The organism is Neptunicella plasticusilytica (assembly GCF_047922965.1).
GTDB lineage: Bacteria > Pseudomonadota > Gammaproteobacteria > Enterobacterales > Alteromonadaceae > Neptunicella > Neptunicella plasticusilytica.
Map to the genome: position 1 here is coordinate 2,226,970 of NZ_CP150481.1, position 21,203 is coordinate 2,248,172.

The following is a 21,203-nucleotide window of genomic DNA, read 5'->3' on the forward strand; positions in this document are numbered from 1 at the left end:
ATGAAAGATAAATTATTGCGCTTGGCGCTAGTCGTTACGCTGCTGCAGATTGCAGGCTGCGCATCAATGGGCGTAGAACCATGGGAAAGAGACTTACTGGCTAAAGACGAGATGCTGCTTGACGCTGATCCTGTCGATGTTGGTCTGGATGAACATATTTATTTTAGTAAAGAAGCGACCAGTGGTGGTCGTGCATTTGGTGGCGGAGGTTGTGGATGCAACTAACAAAATTTAACAATATTAATAATGCGTTAGCGGTAGCAACATGTGCCTTGTTAGGCACCTCCTCCCAGGTGGTCGCAGCAGACAATGACGAGGGTTGGCAGTTCGATACCGCGCTACTTTACTATGGTGAAACAGACAGGGTAACAGCAGTAGAAACCGTACTGAACGCCAGCAAAGATTTTGGCGATCAACACATATTTAACGGCAAGATAGTAGTTGATGCGCTTACCGGCGCATCGGCCTCAGGCGCCGTCGCTCAACCTGAAGTACAAACTTTTACCCGCCCTTCCGGTAAAGGACAATATCAGATTAAAGCAAGTGAAACCCCATTGGATGATACATTCCACGATACTCGTGTGCAGATTGATGCCCAGTGGACTCAACCGATTTTGCCGGAGACAAGATTAAGCTCCGGTGTGCATGTATCGAAAGAATATGATTACTTGTCTGTGGCATTAAATGCCTCATTAGCCCGCGACTTTAATCAGAAAAACACCACAGTTTCAGCCGGTTTATCCTACGCTTTCGACAGTATTGATCCCGAAGGTGGACGTCCTTTAGCGCTGTCAGCCATGGTTGTCAACCAAGGCCAGTTTGAATCGGAACAGGACTATCAAAATGCGTTTGATGCAACCCGACAAGAAGGCAGTGACAACAAGGATACTGTTGATTTATTGTTGGGTGTGACCCAAGTGATCAACCGCCGGATGCTGATGCAATTTAACTATGGATTATCACAGATTGACGGCTACCTTAGCGATCCGTTCAAGGTCGTCAGTGTGGTCGACACCCAGGGCATCACACAACAGTTATTGTATGAAAATCGCCCTGACTCCCGTACACGGCATAATTTTTACTGGCAAACAAAATATGCAATGGACAGTGGTGTGGCAGATCTGTCTTATCGGTTCTCTACCGATGATTGGGAGATTGATTCGCATACTATAGACAGTAAATTGCGTTTCAATTTAACTGCAAATAGTTATATACAGCCGCATTTTCGCTACTATCAGCAAAGTGCCGCTGATTTTTATACCCCATTTATAAACCAGCAGGAAGCCATACCTGAATTTGCCAGTGCGGACTACCGTGTTGGTGAAATGACGGCGTATACAGTGGGGGTAAAATACGGTATGCAACTTGATGATGGTAATGAACTGGCATTCAGGCTGGAATATTATCAACAAACGCCCAAAAATAATGGAGTCAATATTCCGGGTGTATTACAACAACAGGATCTGTTTCCAAGTGTTAAAGCCATTATTGCCCAGGTAAGCTACCGTTTTTAGGTGTGAAAACGGGGCGAAGGATTAAATGAAACATCCTATTAGCATCACTAGCAGTAACGATTACATTGGTGGTCGTTTTACTGCTATGGCCAGCCCCTGCGAGGTATTGGTTGATGGCGCTGACATCAAGTTGGCGACGCAACTCATTCATCAAGCCTATCAAGAAACAAAGCGTATCGAGCACAAGTACAGTCGTTATCAACCAGATAATTTGGTCCACAGGATTAACCACGCCGAAGGTTCCGGGGTTGATATAGATGCAGAAACATTCAAGTTACTTAATTTCGCCAATACCTGTTTTGAACTGAGTCAGGGGTTATTTGATATTACCTCAGGAGTGTTACGACGGGCTTGGCGATTTGACGGCTCAGACAATCTACCATCGGAGTCGCTGGTTAATTCATTACGAGATTTAATTGGCTGGCAACATGTTCGTTTCAACTCTCGGACAATTACCCTACCCTATGGATTCGAACTCGATTTTGGTGGCATCGGCAAAGAATATGCAGTCGATGCTGTCGCCCGTTTATGCCAACAGGCCGCACCTGATGTGTCTGTGTTGGTCAATTTTGGCGGTGATGTGCAAATCACCCGCGCCCGTAGCAATGGCCAATCCTGGCAGATCGGCATTGAGCATCCCGGAATTGAAGATCATCCGCATAAAATTCTCCAGCTCAATCAGGGTGGCGTAGCGACCAGCGGTGATGCCCGGCGTTATTTGCTTAAGGACGGAGTTCGTTACAGCCATATACTGGATCCCAAAACCGGCTATCCCGTTGCCAATGCACCACGTTCTGTCACGGTAGTCAGTCAGCATTGTGTTCAGGCAGGATTATTGAGCACCATGGCATTACTGCAAGGTTCTGAGGCTGAATCCTTTTTACAACAACAAAATGTCCAGTACTGGTGTATCCGCTAGCGCGACTTTGAATTGACTCCAGTCTTTTTATCAATATTCAAACCCATTTTCAGAAATCGTTAAGATTACTGCCCTACTCTGTGGCTAAATCATCTTAGATCCGAGTACGTATTTGATTTCCTCAATATTCCCGACCTTATTCAGCAACAAACGCAGCATCAATATATTCGCGGCTATGCCATTAATGTATTGTGCAACAATGTGGGCCTGTGATACCCCGGCTAATCTGGATTTGACTATTCATCCGATATTTGATGAAAGCCAACCGGATATCAATTGGCTACATAAGCTTGCCAATGCGATCCATATTGACACTTTGCCTGTCACAATCACTAATGAAATCGCGTTTATGCCTGAATGTAACCTGAGTGACAACGATTTAGCCGAGGTGGAACGCCATCTGCGCAGCCGTCGTTTTATTCGGGATGCCAAAGTGACGTCCCTAACAGATGAACAAGGCCTGCAACATGTTCAAGTGGAAACCTGGGATAACTGGTCGATGTTGCCTACTGTAGAGTTTGGCCGCAAAGGCGGGCAAAACCATTTCGCGTTGGGTGTTAAAGATCGTAATTTACTGGGATTAGGCATAGATACGGATTTTGAATATTTTTCCAATAATCAACGCAACGGCTACAAACTTGACACCCAGGTACCGCTGTTTTTTGGTCAAAATGCCCAGGCAGATATCCGCTTGCAAAACAACAATGACGGACGACAAATCGCCTTTTTCCTGGATAAGCCCTTTGTCAGTCTAAAATCAGATTATGCCGGACGCATCGGTTACAACCATGAAAGTCGTACCGACAACATCTATCAAAACAGCACCGATGTTTATAGTTTCAAACATGAAATACACTATGGTGAGCTGTCTTATGGTTGGCTGAGCCAACATAACACCGAGTCCACCTTTCGCTATTTGGCCGGTTACCAAACTCAATCTGATTTTTTTCAGCCTGCCAATACTCTGGATAGTATCCCGCAAGATCGTGAGTTTAATTATCTATGGTTTGGGATGGAATATATTCAGAATGGCTATAAAGAGCTACAAAACATTCATCTGATTGATCATATTGAAGATTTTAATCTGGGTTGGTATTTCACCAGTCGTCTGGGTTTTAGCCCGTCCAATTCGATAACTGATAATAGCCTGATGTGGAACTGGCAAATCAGCAAGGGACTGGAAATCAGCAATAATGCGTTGTTGTTGACCAATGTCAGTTTTGAATCGGGTAAAACAGTTAATCAGCCGACCAGAATACGCACAGATATTGATACCGAATTATTCTATCAGCTGGCGGCAAAATGGGCCTTGTATGGAAAAGCGTCGGCAACTTTCGCTCGTCATCAATTTGCTGATCAGCCCGTCACGCTCGGCGGTGACAACAACCTACGTGGCTATCCTGAGCAATATCAACATGGTGATAACAGTTACTTGTTCACCTCGGAAATTCGCTATTATCCACAAATAAACCTGTTCAAGCTTTTTGAACTAGGCGGTACCGCTTTTTTTGATATGGGAAGAACAACAGGCACACCAATAACCGACAACGATGAAAATGGCTGGTTAAAAAGTGTTGGGATTGGCGCGCGTTTTTATTCCACCCGATCCAGCGATCAGCAAGTTATTCATCTTGATTTAGCTCATCCCATGTCGACCAATCCGGATATCAGCAACTGGGAAATACGTTTAGAAGTTAAACATGCTTTTTAGCCTTCAGGCCCCTTGCACCAGTGGTTCCTGACAACGGGGAACCCACTCCCACCACTGGTGTTCACCATTAGCCTTGTTTTGCTGTGTTTGGTAAATATCCCAAGTTACCAGATAGTCGGGGTTCACAATCTTATAGCGGTTGCTGCTGGTATGGTAATCTCCTCGAGGCGCACGAAACCAGCAGGCAAGTTCCACCGGCAAGATAAAATCACAATTCTTGTCCTGTGCCTCAGACACCAGCTGCACCGTAATACCTTTTTCAGCATCAACAGCTGCAACTTTGCCGCCTAACAGCAACTGTTTGATAGCTTCACCCTGCAGATCAAAATAGGTTAAACCAATGACACAGGTTTTATTCAAGCAGTCTTGTATCGTTGCTAACTTGTCCATCATTAATGCGCCAAGGGCGCCACACCGGTGGCCGGATTATTGGCCAACCCAATGTCTCTGGCATGTTGTTCAAACCCTTTATTTTTCCAGAAAAATGCTCCGGGCATAGTGGTAGGAATAACCAGAATATAAAATAGTGCCCTGCCAATGGCAGCGGTAAAACAATTCAGCACAGCTAAGCCTATCCATCCCAATAAAATAACAGGGGCGTGAATGTTGACGAAATTCAAAGCTAATAAACCCAGCGCAGCGACAATATTAAGGCCTAACAGCCAGTTACGCAGCTGGTAGGTTTTACCAAAAGTGGTACATTGAATATAATGCGCTGCTCCGCCTTCGTTCTCACTGCGATTAAGATCATGGTTATGCCCCAGCAATCCAATCGCTTCCAGTAACATGCCGGCAATAAATATCAGTGAAAACAACTGTAATGCAGCATCCAGTGGCTGTCCGAGTAAAAACAAAGTAGATAACACCACTACCCCAGCCACAAAAGCCCCAAGAGACAAGCTATTGCCTACAAAGGATGTCGCCGTTTGCCAGTGATTCCAAAAAGGTCGAGCCTTAATCTGGTAACACTTGTTCATGTAATACAGACCACCTGAACCGGCTAACAAGGCAAACAGACCTGCACCAATCAGCAGATTTTGCATCGGCAAAGCCGAGGTCAGTTGCTGCAGATCCAGTCCCAGCCAATCCTTGCTGGTTTGGTTGACCCACTGATTAGCGGGCAAGGCGAATAATGCGGTTAAACCGGCGCCGGCTGAAAACATTGCCAATCCAAAACCTTCACGGCTCATTGGTGAATAACGTAAATTATTAAACCCCCGATAAAAACGGAAGGGTTTGCCTAAGTGAGTCACACTCATAAATAGGCCAAAAGAGGTCATCAACACCGCCAGAATGCATAATGGCAAAAAGGCATCAGAGGTCATAAATAAGCTTAGTGACTCAACTCCAAATAACGCACCAATAAAAGGAATTAAAAAGGTTCCCAATGCGGCTTGGGAAAATAAGGTAAACAGCACCAACGGGTTTTCACGGCTATTTAGCTTGGTAAAATTCCAGTGCCGCGCTTTACCCACTTTCTGATCAATTACCGGTTTATAGTTACCTTTGTTATCGCGATGGTATTTAACCGGCATGGAGTCGGTTCGGTTCATCTCGATGGGCATAGTCTTGGTTTGCTGGAAGCGGATATTCGGATGAGTAATCTCCGGGTCAGGAAAGCCGGGAATCTGGGTTTTACATTGTTCACGGTTTTCCGGGGTGTTTTCTATTACGCCAAAATCCAGCGCATTTCCCACACAAGCAGATACACAAGCCGGTTTTAGCCCCACTTCCAGTCTGTCTACACACATATTACATTTGGATACTCGGCCTTTAACCGGATCCAGTTGCGGCGCATTATACGGGCATACCCAGGTGCAATACCCGCAACCAAAACAGGTTTCCGGATCTTGCAGTACCGCACCGTATTCGGCATGTTTGGTATATGCCTTGGTGGGACAACCTTTTAGACAAACTGGATCATCGCAATGGTTACAGGCCATGGAGATGTTCATCCGCTTGTAATCGGGATAGGAACCGCCTTCTACATAACCCACCGAACGAAAGGCAATATGTGCCGGATTTTCATTTTTTTCCGAACAGGCCGCTTCACAGGCGTGACAACCGATGCAATTATCCGCAGTAAAGAAAAAACCGTGTTGCTTATTGCGATTGGGATTACTGCCCACCTCGGGATTTTCGTTGATAAACATCGAGCGCCCGGCCGGTAATCCGCTTAACTCAACCAAATCAATTTGTTGCCCATAACGGTTTTTGTCTGCGATGGGTTGGTCGGGTAAATAAGCATACTTCTGCTCCTGGGTACGCACTTCCCAATGGTTAGAGCGACCTTGCTGTTCTTTACCTGTCTCTATCTTGTTTGGATCAAAGGTTTGTACCGCCAAGTCCTGCTCTTTTATCACCTGATTCATTTTCAACTCCTGCATTAATAAGTGCGACGTTCAACATTCAAGCGAGCAGCTTCAGTCTGATCGACGGGTTCGATCCTGACTGAGCACTGTTTAAATGCCGGTTGACGTGAATAGGGATCGAGTAACCCCAGCGATAAACGATTGACACAATCGTGGAAATGGAACGGAATAAACACCATATTGCGTGGCACCCGGTGGGTAAGCTGAACCAGCACCACCGCATCGCCACGACGACTAGCCAAGCGCACATAAGTTTGATGACCAATGCCCAGCTCGATTGCCGCATCCGGATTCATTTCCATATAAGGAGTGGGACTGAACTTATTGCAATTACCTATTTTGCCGGTACGGGTACGGGTATGGAAATGCTCTACTACCCGTCCGCTGTTCAGCCAGAAAGGATAATCGTTACAAGGCTGTTCGTTGTTATTATAAAATTTGACCGGGATCAGGTTAGCTTTGCCACTTTTAGTTTGGAAATGACCATCGGTATATAAACGCGACTCTCCTTTAAGCCCTTCGGTTCCCTCTCGATAAGGCCATTGAATGCCTCTGGCGGCAATAATTTTTGCATAGCTCATCCCGGAAATGTCCAGCGTTCTTGCTTTCCCTTTGGATAGCTGCTTCATTTCTTCAAAGGCTTCTTCGGCCTTATCCGGGAAGTTAATCACTTTACCGTTATCGAAACGTTTAGCCATTTGATTAAAAATCCACAGATCCGGTTTGGAATTAGCAAACGGCGGTAACACGTTACTGGTTAAATTGACCCGGCGCTCAGTATTGGTATGACATCCCTCCTTTTCGGCCCACACCGAGGCGGGGAAATATACGTGGGAATATTGATTAGTTTCCACATCTTCATACACGTCTTGTACCACCAGAAAATCCAGTTTTTCCATCGCCTTACGGATGCGCCCGGTATTAGGCATCGACGTCATCGGATTGGTCGCCACCAGCCATAATCCTCTTATTTCTCCGGTTTCAATCGCTGGAAAAATATCGGTTTGTGATAACCCTCGTTTAGTCGGAAAGAAGTCTTTATCAATCCCCCAATAGTTGGCTATTTCTTCGCGGTCAGCGTCATTTTCCAGATAGCGATAGCCGGGCAAGCCTGAACAGGATGACCATTCACGGGTACCCATGGCATTGCACTGGCCGGTAATAGATAAGCTGGTACCGCCAGGCTTGCCAATATTACCGGTGATCAGGTTAAGGTTATTGATATTAGCCACCCCGTCAGAGCCGTGGGTAGACTGGTTAATCCCCATGGTCCAGATGCTCATCGCGGCGGGCGCTTTGGCGTAAATGCGTGCCACATTACGGATGGTGTCTTCATCAATTCCGCAAGTGTGCTGGGCCACTTTAGGATCATAATCCTGCACCAGCGCCTTAATTTCCTCAAAACCCTGAGTATGGGCATCGATATAGGCTTGATCTTGCAAGCCTTCATTGATGATCACATGCATCATCGAATTAATTAATACGCAATCGGTACCCGGGGTAACGGGCAGATGAATATCGGCGAACTGGGCCAGCATAGTGACCCGCGGATCCACCACAATCAGGGGAAATTTGCGTTTTTCCAGCGCTTCTTTCAAGCGCCAGTAAATAATCGGGTGCTGTTCCGGCAAATTAGAACCAAAAGCCATCAAACAATGGGTATGCTCAAAATCTTCATAACAGCCCGGAGGACCATCGGAACCAAACGAGCGCTTATAGCCACTGACCGCAGAGGCCATGCATAAGGTGGTATTACCGTCGTAATTGTTGGTACCGATACAACCGCGAACCAGCTTGCCTAAGGTATAAAATTCTTCGGTCAGCAATTGCCCGGTGGATACCACAGCGAAAGAATCTTTACCGTACTTCGCCTGAATATCTTTGATTTTCTGTGCCGTTACATCCAGCGCGTTATCCCAACTGGTTTTCTCAAATTTTTCATAGTGTTTATTGCGGATCAGCGGTTCTGTACCCCGCCCCGGACTTTCAAATAGCTCATGCTCCAGTAAACCTTTAATACACAGTTTGCCCCGGTTTACATCCGCACCAGCATGACCGCGGGTAGTCACTATTCGATTTTCTTCATTCAACCCTATTTCTATTGCGCAGCCGGTTGAGCAATAGTTGCAAGTGGTGTATTTCCATTCCTTTACTTTCTTGCTAGGAATAACGATGGATTTTCTGTTTTTACGGCCAAACAGCATAGAATAAGATCCTGACTGAGTTAAAGCTGTAAGCAATGTTACTGATGCTTATATCGATAAAAGACAGATAGCAATTCTCAAGCCATATATTTATTTCTTATATTTCAAGTAGATACAATTTCACCAAGCGCTTTTGTTGGGCCATAAAGGTGCCATTGTCACAATATGGTGCAGGCAAAACAGTGCGCACTAAAAAGGGTCATCCGGTTAGGTGAGGGATTTTAGGTAAACACAAGGGACTGTTGAACTTTGCTGTATGGATTGCCCCTCCCTTTTTTAAAACCCTGGAGCAATGTTTGGTGTTTGTTGCGCATTTCTGCCGCGCTATCGCTTATTCATCCAGAACAACTACACCACATTCGCTCTGCCTTGTATAAATGCTCTACAAACTGCTGCAAAAACACACACCAAAGTTCAACACGCCCTAAACTAACTTTAATTTTCTACACTATACTGACTGATAATCGTTTGATTCCTTTGTGCCTCAATCGGCAGTGCAGGATTGGAAGATACAGGATCATATTGATCAATTAGGATGATACATGCCCGATATTGACAGCATCATAACTGCACTGACCGTTGCCGCCGGATTTTCCTTGCTGGTGGAACGTATAGTCGAGTTTTTAAAACATGTTATCGACGGCGCTAACGCTCACCAGGTAAAAACCCAGGCTATCCAGCAATCTTCATTAATGCCGGAAAAAGCCAAAGTCGCGTTAAAAAAATACCACGGTTTGCTGGATAACCTTGAAGATAAGACCGCCCAACTGTCTCCGCTGATTGATTTAAATGCAGACAAATATCAGCAAGCATTATTTAGCTCCCATAGCGATGGCGAATTTGGCGATTTAAACGAGCGATACTTTGAAAAGACCAGTGCCATTGCACTAAAACAAATTCAGTCCCCTAGCCTAGCCGATTTAAACCGGGCTCGTTTGAGTCTATTTTATTTGCTGTCGGCATTTGGTTTTAGCGTTGTACTGGCGTCAGTCATGGATTTGCATTTGCTGAGCATGTTGATGCTAAAAGAATTTAACCAGCTTTCATCTGGGCTGAAAGTCGCAGATCATATTTTGACCGGCATGGTCATTGCTGGCGGTGCTCAACCCATACATTTACTGATCACTTTTCTCACCAGCCGGAAAATGTCGGAAGCGGAAAAGCTTGCCGTCCATATCGATTCCCAACAAGAGGAACAGCAAACCCTGCCGCCTGAAGTGGTTAATAATATCCAGCAAAAAATGCAACCTGTTATGTTGAATGACACCAGCCTATGGCTACCGATAGACTATCGTGGCGGGGTTAACCCTGAGACATTGCAAAACCGTAATCTGCGTCAGGGCGATCCTAGTCTTATTGTTTATCACCACACCGCGATGCCCAGCCAGTTAGGTTTTAAGGCGATAGTCGATGAATTCCTTATCTCAAAAAAATGGTCTACCGGTTATCATTGCGTAATTATGCCTGATGGCAGCATAAAACCCTTTTGTCGCTGGGACAGGGTCGGCAATCATACCAAAGGACATAACAACCGCAGTCTGGGAATTGCCTTTCATGGCAATTTTCATCTGGCCGAGGGAGACAAATATTCCAATATCGATGGCCGTTATGGCAACCAGCAGCCTACCGAACTTCAATTGACCGCCGGGGCGAGAATCATCGCATTATGGACTCATATTTATCCGCTAATTCATCTCGACTTTCATACCCATATCCTGCCCCATTGTGATGTACTGGCAGGGCAAACAGTATGTCCCGGCTCACACTTTCCCCATAAGCAACTGAGTACTCAGGTTCAACATTTTTATCAGCAGTGGTTGCATAACGAACAGGTACTGCAGCAAATAGCCCTGTTTAAAAATAATCCCTATCTATATGTGCAGGAGACTCAGTGATGGACGGAACTCATTCTGCCTTAATCTTAATAGCCGGGGCGTTCTTTGTTGCCATGGTAGTTGAAAGATTGCTGGAAATTTTGATGGCGACTTATACCTTGTTTGAAGTCAAATGCGGTTGGTACCAGTTCTGGAATACGCGCGCCAAAAACCTGCAAAAACGCTTACATGATTTCAATATGCAGGATGAACAACAACTACAAGATGGCAAAACCGCCGGGCAATTAGCCAAGATAAGAGAACGAGCAATCGGCAAACTGTTATCCAGACTTAAAATAGACGAACCCGCCTATGCCGATGTCCCCTCTCTTTCAGCAGAAAAAGTCAGACAATTCAGTATTAAATTTATTGTCAAAATTATTGGCGCGTTGACTGGAATAAGCATCGCCATTTTAGTCGAAATCGATATGTTTGCGTTAATCGATCAATTGCTCAAACAGCAAGGCAATCAGGTTCTCTCTGCCAGCGCGCGACTGGCACATCAAGTATTAACCGGCATCGCGATGGGACTGGGTTCAGCGCCCTTACACAAAATAATAGTTGCCCTCGAAAAAGCCAAACAAAACCGCAAACCAGTCTAGAGGAAATAATCGTGTTGGAAATAAGCCACTATTCAGATTATCTAGGCGTTGCCATTGGTTTTGTTGCGCTGATTATCGCCAGTTTTTTATTACCCGCCAAAATTCGCACTCATGTTCTCACAGCCGGAGTGTCCTTGCTGATTTTTCGTACCTACCAACTCTATAGTAATAACAAAAAACTCAAGCGAGCGGATCAAGAATGGCAAAAACTGCAAGCTAATCATAATGAGTTGAAACAACGTCTCCTGTCGTTACAGCAAGAAACCGAAGCCATTCGCGCCAAAAAAGTGGAAATAGAACAGGATTTAAATAGCCTGAAAGCAGAGAAGAAGCGTCTGGAATTGTCTGCTGATCAGGACTTGCAACGCAAACAACAGCTGGATGAACGGATTATGGTGTTAACCCATGAAAGTGACGATGTGATGCTAAAACGGCAAAAAAATATTGAAGCGTTAAGAGCCATTGCAGCCTTTAATCGCCAGATAACCAATGAACTACCAGACGATGGGACTGCGCCATGAAGCCATTATTGCTCTTGCTAGGATTGATATACAGCGGCTGGGCTGCCGCAGATTGTTCCTATGCCATCCTCAAAGATAATCTGCAACAAAAAGTGATTGATGGTGTGAGTTACTGGATTGTTGCCCAGAGCCAGGTGAATCCCCAATGCATCGATATTAGCGCTATAGCCGATGATCTCGACACTTTAAAACAATATAAAAACCTGTTACTTCAATACAAACAGCATGATGATTCGTTGGCAGATAGCATTAGCGGATTCAGGGAGTTATTGACGAACTATGATCGCACCAGCGATGATTTGATGGCACTCACCCGCCGTTACGACCAGCATATATCCCAATACGATAAACTCAGTCAGGATTTTAATGATCTACTGGTGGACTACAACGAGCTTATTAAAAAGTACCGTAATATTGCCTTAAACCAATCCAGTCCGTTTTCTTTTGATGTGGGCGCCGGTTTATCCGAAAAAGGCGACTTTTCGGGTCTATTTGGCGTAGGCTATCAAAAAGTTAGGGTATGGGGGGTTTATCAGGATGGTCAATCTGCGCTGATGGTAGGAACCCGTATCACGTTTTGAGCAGATTCGGGAGGCCATAATATAACGGCCAGCGTTCCGCACACAAACCAGCACACGGCTGCACTGGCGATATCGTGAGATAGAAAATGCGCGCCGCGAAGTTGCTGGGCAAGGCCAAATACCGTGCCGGTAATCAATCCTGGCAATAACCACAATTTTTCAGTTCGCCCTGTGTCACTATATCTTCTGAGTTGGGAAACACGTAACGCAGCGAAATAGATACTGAATAATGCAAAACCGCCTGACGCATGGCCAGAGGGAAAACAATGCCCTGTCTGCAGCCTTGGCGAGAATACCTGCCCCAGCAACAGATAATGGCGATTTCCGCCTAACCCCACAACATCCCAGGGACAGGGAAGCGTGGTTATCTGTTTTAATAGTGACACTGTGCCTATGGATAATAACGTCGCCACTAACAAATAAATACACACAGACCTGTAAGCATGATTTCGGTATCGCGGTAATAGCGACAGCAGCGTCATCAACAACATACTCATCACCGCAACAGCGATAACAAGTCTTCCGCCACGATGAATAACAGTATCCAGCAACCAGCTATTTTTAAGCTGCCAATGCTCTGCTGGCAAATAAACCAGACCGGACAGATACAAGTCAATTCCGGAATATTGAATAAACAGAATAGCCAGCAAGGCAATACACAGAGGTTTAACAATCAACAGGATTGGCATAAAGAATACCTGTTAGAACACATAACCTTAATATACGGGGAGAATCTTACTGCAGACTTAAATTAACCTGGACTGTGGATCAGCCGCATCTGTTGAGAATGTAAAATATTGTAGCTGCTAACTATCGGGCATTATGCCTGTCCGCTAAACCGGGAGATAACAACAGCTACAATGATTGGGTTGGGAAATGAAACTACCTGCTATTTAAACCATAACTTCGATCTTCCATCGCTTCACGCCAACCACCTAACCATTGTGAGCGAGCATCTGATGTTGAATCTGTATGGGGACAATTTTCTTTGGAACGACCGGAAATACCTGCTTGATAACCTTTTGCATGAGCTCTTGAAAGCTTATCTCTTTTTTGTCTTTTCATTGATTACCTCATCCATCTTTATATTGATTAATGATGTGATCATTGCGACCACAGATAAATAGATAGGGTAAGTCTGCAATTGGTTCAATAACCGCGTTATCATTGTTGCGACTAATTGATTTAATGTATTGAATTAAAGGTAGTTTTTCTCTTACATCTTTTTGTCATAAATTTTCAATAAAACACCTTCATTTGGGATATAAAAAAGGATGCCGAAGCATCCTTTTATAATCGAACAATTACCGAATTAAATTTTACGACGCAACAACATGGATAAACCGGCAAACAAGATCAACCATATTCCCGTTGAACCTGCTTTACGCTGGTATTTATCTTCATCATCGACCTGACAACTTTCAATACTACCGCCCGCAATCGGCACCAGTTTAACCGACACCACCACTTCACTTTGCGCCTGAGAGCCATCCTGGTTAAGCAGCGGTTCACCGGCGATATTCAGCAGATCCTTCTTGATTAACGCCGTACCAATAATTTCATTAAAATCATTGATATCATTAGCCTGCACAATAGTATACGGGCTATCACAAGCAATGGTGTCATTCAGATCGGTAAAGCTTTGCTCGTTGTAATCATAAATAAAACCATGTCTGCGGCGATTAATCCCTAATCCGGAATCCACTTCCCCGTCTCCGACCACCAGATCATTGTTATTAATCCCCTTGGCAACACTACTTGAGCCACTAAAAAAGTCCTTGGGATAAATGGTTTCATTGTTGTCTATATCATGGACAAAGAACTTTTGTCTGACATAACCGTTAATTTGCTTGGATGCTTGACCGATGACTAGGTTATTGTCATTAATACCCACTGCTTCACTGGTAAAATAATCATCATGATTGGTAAAACCAATCGGACCTTCATCATTAAAAATGGTCGCAAAAGTAATGATGCTGCTGCCTTTTACGAATCTGCCGTAACCGGATACCGACATATCCGGTCCCTGATAAATATCATCTGACGAACCGACAATAATACCTTCATTGTTAATAGCTTTGGCGCGACTGGTATAGAAACGGGTCGAGTCGTCGTCCGGTTCTGCCAACATATCAAAGGTTTTGGTTTCAATAACCTGCCCCTCGGCATTCAGTTTCCAGTATGCCGCCCGAGTTTCGAAAGAAGCCGAAGAGGTAATGTTCTGCAGGCAATACTCAAGCGGCACATCACCACGGGTTTCATCGTCTTCGCAGTTATCAATGGCTTCTTGTGTTGCTTCTGATATCGCAATGGTGGCCGCACCGACAACTTCGTTATTATCGTTAATATCACGCGCTTCACTGCGCCCACCTAAAGATTCTTCGGGCGGAAGCAACGGCACTGTATTACCGTTAATATCAACATAAGCCCGTAAGCTGAAATCCCGGATCTGTAACTTAAGCTCGACATCGTTTTCGTTAAAATAACTGAGTGTTTGGTAGGGAGCGGAACCTGCCCCAACCACCCAACCATTATCGTTAATACCAAAGGCATATGTGGTAACACTGTTGGATAACTCTGCCAACTCAGGAATTTGGATATCAAATCCGCTGATTAGATTTACCGCATTTTCATTCCCTTTAGCAGAGGTATAGGTACCGATTTGCTGGAATAAATAGTTGCCGGCGTTGTTTTGCAACAGACTATACAAAAATGCCAAATCTTCAGCATTGATATTGCCGTCTGCCACCGCATCGATATCGGTCAAACCGTCAATCAGGGTTTGACTCTCCAGATTAAGCAAATCGACATTAATCGGTGGATTATATTTAAATTCAAGCGTGGCAAGAAACTCGCCCGAATTATTCATCGTCTCGGAATAGCTGTTTCGACTCAACTCATCCGTAGGCAACTCAATAACCTGATAGGTAGCAGCCTGTAACGAAGGAATCGATACAAGTGCCAATGTTAGCGCTGACAGCGGTGCCAACCTTGTTTTATTCATTTTTATTCCTGTTTACTTCTATTTCATATTCTCAAGTTCATCCCACCTGTTATAGGCATCGGCCAAGCTTGTTTCGATAGTGGCAAGCTTGTCCAGAGTCAGGCGTGATTGTGAAGCATCTTGTTTGAAAAATTCAGGATCATTGACCTGATTTTGCATTTGTTGCAGTTCTTCTTCCATTTGTTCAATCTGTCCGGGTAACTGCTCCAGTTCCAATTGCAATTTGTAAGATAGCTTTTTTGTTTTAGCGCTAGAAGACTTCGGTGTTGGACTTTGTGATTTTACAGAAGTTTCAGCCACTAGGATATTTTGTTTTTGTTCCTGATACCAGTGTTGTATATCATCATAACCACCAATAAATTCAACCACTTCCCCCTGTCCGGCAAAGAACAGGCTGGAAGTTACCACGTTATCGACAAACTCCCGGTCGTGGCTGACCAGAATAACCGTACCGGGATACTGGCTGAGCGTATCCTCCAGCAATTCCAGTGTTTCCACATCCAGATCGTTAGTCGGCTCATCCAGAATTAACAAGTTACTGGGTTTTATCAGTAACTTGGCTAACAACAGCCGATTTTTTTCACCGCCGGATAAGGCGCTAACGGGTACGTTGACCCGCTCGGGGGTAAACAAAAAGTCCTGCAAATAGCTGATAACATGCTTGCTGCGCCCGTCAATCATGATTTCCCGTTTGCCGTCAGCAATACAGTCAATCAGTTTCACATCCGGATCAAGTTGCAAACGATGCTGGTCAAAATAGGCGATATCCAGTTTGGTCCCGCAGTGTACACTGCCTTTGTCCGGATGCAATTGTTCCAGCAACAGTTTGATCAAGGTACTCTTGCCGCAACCATTCGGTCCAATTAGCGCCAGCTTGTCACCGCGCATAATATTCACGTCCAGATCCTTGACGATCTGTTTGTCACCAATCCGGTAACTCAGGCCTTCGACTTCAAATACAATTTTGCCGGATTGCTGGGTTTCTTTAATATGGATTTTTGCCTTGCCTTGCACATTACGGCGCTCGGAACGCTCGGAACGCAGTGCTTTTAATGCCCTGACCCGCCCTTCGTTTCTGGTGCGACGGGCCTTTATACCTTGTCTGATCCAGGTTTCCTCCTGGCTGAGCTTTTTATCAAACAGGGCATTCTGGGTTTCTTCAATCTGCAGATCTTCGGCTTTCTTATCCAGATATTGCTGATAGTTACCCGGATAACTTTTCAGCTTACCCCGATCCAGATCAACAATGCGAGTGGCGATATTGCGAATAAAGGCCCGATCGTGGCTAACAAATACCACCGCTCCCTGATAGTCCTGGATGGTTTTCTCCAGCCATTTGATCATATCAATATCAAGATGGTTGGTAGGCTCGTCCAGTAACAAAATATCAGGACTGGACACCAGCGCCCTGGCTAACGCGGCTTTACGACGCCAGCCACCGGATAGCGACGACAATTGCTGGTCCGGCTGCAATTGCAACTGGGTTAATACCTGCTGAATACGTTGCTCAAACTGCCAGCCATTTAAATGATCGAGCTGCTGCTGCAATTTTTCCAGTTTGTTGAGTTGCGCTTCACTATGGTCTTCGGCAACAACCAATGTCTGATGGGCGTATTCCTGCAGAACTTTACCAATATCCGCCAGTTCTTCTGCCACATAATCGAACAACGACATATTGACCGACACGGGCGGATCTTGCGGCAAGCGGGATATCACCACATCATTGCTGGCTATTCTTTGCCCATCATCGAGCTTCATATCTTCCGCGATAACTTTAAGCAAGGTGGATTTTCCACAACCATTACGGCCCACCAGACAAACGCGTTCGGAGGATTTGATCAGCAATTCAATGCCGTCCAACAAAGGCGGATGCCCCAAACTTAGTGAGGCATTTTTTAGTTGTAATAAGGTACTCAAGATAAAAATCCGGCTAATAAAATTAAATCAAAAGGCCAATTCAGTTCTTGCTGACTGTCACTGCGTTTAAGCACCGGAATTCTCTCTCCGTAAAGGCCAAACAGTTGTTCGTCGTCGGCAATATCAATCTCTTTGATATTGATATCACTCGAGTACTGTCGAATAACCGCCTTAGCCTGCTCACATAAATGGCAGCCCTCGGTTGAATACAGAATCAGACTAGCCGGCATCAGTTAATAACCAGCAATGATGAATTTTGGGATTACGTTTAAAATCTTCTGGCAAGGTTTTCTGTGACCAGTCTTCAATATCCAAACCCAGCGTCTTCAACGCTTCGTTGTCCAGATTAAACCGTCGTAAATTATTGGAAAAGATAATCTCTCCTCCCGATTTCAAGCAGCGCTTTGCCTGGGTTAATAACTTGACATGATCGCGCTGCACATCCCAGGTATTATCCATCCGTTTGGAGTTGGAAAATGAAGGAGGATCGATAAAAATCAAATCATATTTAGCTTGATGGTCCACCAGCCATGTGGTGCAATCGGCCTGAATAAACTGATACTGCGAGCCATTTAGCTGGTTTAACTGAAAATTACGTTTGGCCCAGTCAATATAGGTATGTGACATATCCACTGTCGTTACCGAAGTGGCTTTACCCAGCGCAGCATGTACCGATACGCTACCGGTATAGGCAAACAAATTTAATACATGTTTGCCGCTAGCACGCTGCTGGACAAGCTGGCGAGTAATACGGTGATCGAGAAATAATCCGGTATCCAGATAATCGCGCAAATTAACCTGAAACTTGGCACCATTCTCACTTACTTGCAGATATTCATGGCGTTGAGCCAGTTTTTGATACTGTTCTTTGCCTTTTTGCTGTTCGCGGACTTTTAGCACCACTTTTTCCGGATCTGCTTGCATTATTTTCGGCAACGCCGCCAAAATTTGATGAATACGCTGGCGTGCCTTGTTTTCCGGTACATCTTTAGGCGCTGCGTACTCTTGCACCACCAGCCAGTCGGCATAGCAGTCAATTGCCACATTATATTCGGGCAAATCGGCATCATAAATGCGGTAACAATCGGTATTTTGCGATTTTAGCCATTTTTTACTGCGCTGGATATTTTTAACCAGACGATTGGCAAAGTCACTGTTGAGCGGTTGGGTTTGACGAATTTCGCAGTTACGTTCATCCATATCATAATTAACTAGCTGACACTCCAGTTTGCCGTTCATCAACTGATATTGTTTTTTTGCTGACAGTTTAAGTTGTCGGAAAAGATCGCGGCTAGAGGTTAGCAAAGACAGTTTCCAGTTCTGGAAGTGTTGCTTTAAATGCAGCCCCAAATCATCAAATAGAGGCAACAAGGCGGTGACTTCGCTGAGTCTCTCGCCGTAAGGAGGATTGCTGACCAAATACCCGGCAGTTTCAATCTCGGGCACATATTTCACTGCATCGGCGCAACTAAACTGGATGGCAGCTTCGACCCCGGCTGCCCTGGCATTGCTTTTAGCAATCTGGACCAAACGTGAGTCAATATCATTGGCAAAAATACCAGTTTGGATCGGTTTAATCTCCGATTCGGCCTGTTCGACCAGTTGCTGCCAAACTGTATCATCATGTTTGCGCCACCGCGAAAAACCCCATACCTTGCGATTACGGCCCGGCGGAATATTGGCCGCCATCAGCGCAGCTTCAATCACGATGGTACCTGACCCGCACATAGGATCGTACAGCGGCGCTGCCATATTTTCTGCCCAGCCACTGCGCATTAACATGGCGCAAGCTAAATGCTCTTTAAGCGGCGCTTTACCGGTATCCTGACGATATTGGCGCTGATGCAGGCTTTTGCCGGAAAGATCCAGATAGATGGCCAGTTCCTGACGCCAGAATCGGGCCTGAATACGGATGTCGGCATTGATTTTACTCACTGACGGACGTTTGCCCATACGGCTGTTAAACTGATCGACGATAGCATCTTTAATTTTAAGTGCGCCAAACTGGCTGTTATTAATGGTACGGTTGGTACCGATAAAGTCGATCATAAAAGTCTGGTGTACATCGAAATGCTCTGACCAAACCACAGAATCTGCAATGCGATATAAATCGTCAGCTTGATCAACCATCCCTTGCGCCAATTTGAGCAGCACCCGGTTAGCCAGGCGGGAATGCAAACAAATTCGATAGGCATCTGCTAAATCGGCTTCCAGCAATACCTGGCCAGGCTTAAGTTTGGTCGCACGTTCAGGGCAAAGCTGTTGCAATTCGCTCTGCAATAACTCATCCAGCCCTTTGGCTCCTGTAACCACTAATTCAAACATGACCCACCTTATTTTTTGCTACCAATACAGCTTTTGTTGTCTATCAATCCGCTTTAAGCGGCGCGATTATAAGTGATCTGCGAGGAAAATGGGTGAATCAATCAGTGAATATTTGTAACTGGTTAGGGTAAATAAGGGAAAATACAGTCATTCATCACTTTTATCACCGCAAATTGTTCCAGATTGTGATGTTGATCCAGCTGCATCCTGTTACTGACCAACATACATAAGCTGGATATTTTGTCTTTCTCAATCAATACCACGCTCCCCTGTCCCAAACTGTTTTCCAACATGCCAAATCCGTGATTCTGACCCATTGAATGCTGGCGTTTAAAGTACCAGCTTTTAGGCATAAGCGGACGATAAAACTGCTTGACAGCGGTGGCATTGATGGCGATTTGGGTGGCTTGAGCTGGCGAAAACTGGAGCTTGAAATATTCCAGTTTTTCTGCAATTTGGCTGTAGAAGGCTAAATCATCCAGGCTAAACGCATGACGCTGCAACGCTGCTGGCAATAACTGTTTTTGCCTGTATGGGGTCAAAAACAGCATTTCATCCAGTTCCAGTGCAAGGCACTGATGCTGAGAATCAAAATACCAACACCATTTGCTTGAAGGTTGCAACATCAACGAATTCTACAATGAATTGACGATATCTTTAACGAGTTGTGGCCCTTGATAAATCAATGCCGAATAAACCTGAATCAGTGATGCACCGGCGTTAAGCCTGTCCTGTGCTGTCTGGGCAGAATCAATTCCCCCCACACCAATAATGGGTAGACTCCCCGCCAGCACAGTGGCCAATTTTGTTACCACATACTGGCTTTGTTCGGTAAGTGGTGAGCCACTCAACCCACCGGCTTCATCGGCATATCTTAGCCCCGCCACTTTCTCTCTTGCTAAGGTGGTATTGGTAGCAATCACCCCATCAATTCCGGCTTTCATCAAGGAACTTGCTACCGCGGTTATTTCATCATCACTGAGATCAGGTGCAATCTTAACCAGAACAGGCACGTATTTAGCGTATTTGTCCGCCAGTATCTGCTGTTCCGTTTTCAGTCCGGACAACAAATTATCCAGAGCTTCACCATATTGCAAATTACGTAGTCCCGGTGTATTGGGCGAGGAAATATTAATGGTCACATAGCTGGCGTGTTCATAGACTTTACGTAAACAGGTCAAATAGTCATCCAGCGCATGCTGTTCTTCTGTGACCTTGTTTTTGCCGATATTAATTCCCAGGATCCCGCGATACTCTGCCGCTTTTACTTGTTCAACCAGGTAATCGACCCCTTTATTATTAAATCCCATCCGGTTAATAATCGCCTGGCCATCCGGCAACCTGAATAATCGTGGTTTATCATTACCCGCCTGAGGTTTAGGCGTAACAGTACCGATTTCGATATAACCGAACCCCATCGCAGCGAACGCATCGATACATTCACCGTTTTTATCCAGCCCCGCAGCCAGTCCCAGCGGATTATCAAATTGCATACCCAGTACCTTAACCGGCTTGGCCGCCAAGTTCTGACGATAAAAACCGGCCAACGGAGTATGCTGGGTATACTTTAACCCAGACATGGTGAGGTTGTGGGAGGTTTCACCGTCCAATTGGAATAATACTTTTTGTAACAGGCTATACACGCGATACTTCCTACAT

Annotated in this window: 19 protein-coding genes; 8 read left to right on the forward strand and 11 right to left on the reverse strand. The window is 45.1% G+C overall.

Annotated features, from left to right (window positions below; all coding sequences use genetic code 11):
* The 4 genes from V1467_RS09900 (at window position 1) to V1467_RS09915 (ending at window position 4,144) form a co-directional block, all read left to right on the forward strand.
* Window positions 1-225 (forward strand): DUF4266 domain-containing protein, encoded by a 225-nt coding sequence (locus V1467_RS09900; protein WP_416308680.1) that lies wholly within the window; start codon window positions 1-3, stop codon window positions 223-225.
* Window positions 216-1,514, forward strand: a complete 1,299-nt coding sequence (locus tag V1467_RS09905; RefSeq protein ID WP_416308620.1) for a DUF3570 domain-containing protein — start codon at window positions 216-218, stop codon at window positions 1,512-1,514. The genes V1467_RS09900 and V1467_RS09905 overlap by 10 nt, the downstream gene beginning before the upstream one ends.
* A 25-nt stretch (window positions 1,515-1,539) precedes the next feature.
* Window positions 1,540-2,433, forward strand: a complete 894-nt coding sequence (locus tag V1467_RS09910) for an FAD:protein FMN transferase (protein ID WP_416304823.1) — start codon at window positions 1,540-1,542, stop codon at window positions 2,431-2,433.
* Between the two features lie 112 nt (window positions 2,434-2,545).
* Window positions 2,546-4,144, forward strand: a complete 1,599-nt coding sequence (locus V1467_RS09915) for a ShlB/FhaC/HecB family hemolysin secretion/activation protein (protein ID WP_416304824.1) — start codon at window positions 2,546-2,548, stop codon at window positions 4,142-4,144.
* A 3-nt stretch (window positions 4,145-4,147) separates the two neighbouring features.
* On the opposite strand, the gene V1467_RS09920 is transcribed toward V1467_RS09915, so the two are convergent.
* From V1467_RS09920 to V1467_RS09930, 3 genes are read right to left on the reverse strand one after another with little or no spacing between them, the layout of a single operon-like run.
* Window positions 4,148-4,537: a hypothetical protein gene (locus tag V1467_RS09920; protein WP_416304825.1), complete on the reverse strand. Its 390-nt coding sequence runs from the start codon at window positions 4,535-4,537 to the stop codon at window positions 4,148-4,150.
* Complete coding sequence (locus tag V1467_RS09925; RefSeq protein WP_416304826.1) at window positions 4,537-6,516, reverse strand: DmsC/YnfH family molybdoenzyme membrane anchor subunit; 1,980 nt, start codon at window positions 6,514-6,516, stop codon at window positions 4,537-4,539. The genes V1467_RS09920 and V1467_RS09925 overlap by 1 nt, the downstream gene beginning before the upstream one ends.
* 14 nt (window positions 6,517-6,530) lie before the next feature.
* Window positions 6,531-8,720, reverse strand: coding sequence for a molybdopterin oxidoreductase family protein (locus tag V1467_RS09930; protein WP_416304827.1), 2,190 nt, complete (start codon window positions 8,718-8,720; stop codon window positions 6,531-6,533).
* A gap of 542 nt (window positions 8,721-9,262) precedes the next feature.
* Here V1467_RS09930 and V1467_RS09935 point away from each other — a divergent pair.
* The 4 genes from V1467_RS09935 to V1467_RS09950 are packed head-to-tail and all read left to right on the forward strand — an operon-like array spanning window position 9,263 to window position 12,298.
* Window positions 9,263-10,615 carry a peptidoglycan recognition family protein gene (locus V1467_RS09935; protein ID WP_416304828.1) on the forward strand — a complete coding sequence of 451 codons (1,353 nt, stop codon included), beginning with the start codon at window positions 9,263-9,265 and terminating at the stop codon, window positions 10,613-10,615.
* On the forward strand, window positions 10,612-11,196 hold the full coding sequence (locus tag V1467_RS09940; RefSeq protein WP_416304829.1) for a hypothetical protein: 585 nt from the start codon (window positions 10,612-10,614) through the stop codon (window positions 11,194-11,196). The genes V1467_RS09935 and V1467_RS09940 overlap by 4 nt, the downstream gene beginning before the upstream one ends.
* Before the next feature lie 11 nt (window positions 11,197-11,207).
* Entirely contained in the window at window positions 11,208-11,717 is a 510-nt protein-coding gene (locus tag V1467_RS09945; RefSeq protein WP_416304830.1) for a hypothetical protein, read from the forward strand.
* Window positions 11,714-12,298 carry a hypothetical protein gene (locus tag V1467_RS09950; RefSeq protein WP_416304831.1) on the forward strand — a complete coding sequence of 195 codons (585 nt, stop codon included), beginning with the start codon at window positions 11,714-11,716 and terminating at the stop codon, window positions 12,296-12,298. The genes V1467_RS09945 and V1467_RS09950 overlap by 4 nt, the downstream gene beginning before the upstream one ends.
* Here V1467_RS09950 and V1467_RS09955 read toward each other — a convergent pair.
* The 8 genes from V1467_RS09955 to pyrD form a co-directional block, all read right to left on the reverse strand.
* Window positions 12,259-12,987, reverse strand: a complete 729-nt coding sequence (locus V1467_RS09955; protein ID WP_416304832.1) for a phosphatase PAP2 family protein — start codon at window positions 12,985-12,987, stop codon at window positions 12,259-12,261. The genes V1467_RS09950 and V1467_RS09955 overlap by 40 nt on opposite strands.
* A gap of 193 nt (window positions 12,988-13,180) precedes the next feature.
* Window positions 13,181-13,363 carry a ribosome modulation factor gene (gene rmf / locus V1467_RS09960; protein ID WP_416304833.1) on the reverse strand — a complete coding sequence of 61 codons (183 nt, stop codon included), beginning with the start codon at window positions 13,361-13,363 and terminating at the stop codon, window positions 13,181-13,183.
* Between the two features lie 247 nt (window positions 13,364-13,610).
* Window positions 13,611-15,302, reverse strand: a complete 1,692-nt coding sequence (locus V1467_RS09965) for a DUF3466 family protein (protein ID WP_416304834.1) — start codon at window positions 15,300-15,302, stop codon at window positions 13,611-13,613.
* Window positions 15,303-15,320: 18 nt separating this feature from the next.
* The gene (locus tag V1467_RS09970; RefSeq protein WP_416304835.1) at window positions 15,321-17,219 is read right to left on the reverse strand and encodes an ABC transporter ATP-binding protein; all 1,899 of its coding nucleotides are present in this window, start codon (window positions 17,217-17,219) and stop codon (window positions 15,321-15,323) included.
* Entirely contained in the window at window positions 17,216-17,449 is a 234-nt protein-coding gene (locus tag V1467_RS09975; protein ID WP_416304836.1) for a glutaredoxin family protein, read from the reverse strand. Before V1467_RS09975 ends, V1467_RS09970 begins: the two co-directional genes overlap by 4 nt.
* Window positions 17,439-19,544 (reverse strand): bifunctional 23S rRNA (guanine(2069)-N(7))-methyltransferase RlmK/23S rRNA (guanine(2445)-N(2))-methyltransferase RlmL, encoded by a 2,106-nt coding sequence (gene rlmKL, locus V1467_RS09980; protein WP_416304837.1) that lies wholly within the window; start codon window positions 19,542-19,544, stop codon window positions 17,439-17,441. The genes V1467_RS09975 and rlmKL overlap by 11 nt, the downstream gene beginning before the upstream one ends.
* 122 nt (window positions 19,545-19,666) lie before the next feature.
* Window positions 19,667-20,170, reverse strand: a complete 504-nt coding sequence (locus tag V1467_RS09985; protein ID WP_416304838.1) for a cell division protein ZapC domain-containing protein — start codon at window positions 20,168-20,170, stop codon at window positions 19,667-19,669.
* Window positions 20,171-20,179: 9 nt separating this feature from the next.
* Window positions 20,180-21,187, reverse strand: coding sequence for a quinone-dependent dihydroorotate dehydrogenase (pyrD, locus tag V1467_RS09990; protein WP_416304839.1), 1,008 nt, complete (start codon window positions 21,185-21,187; stop codon window positions 20,180-20,182).
* Window positions 21,188-21,203 lie beyond the last annotated feature (16 nt).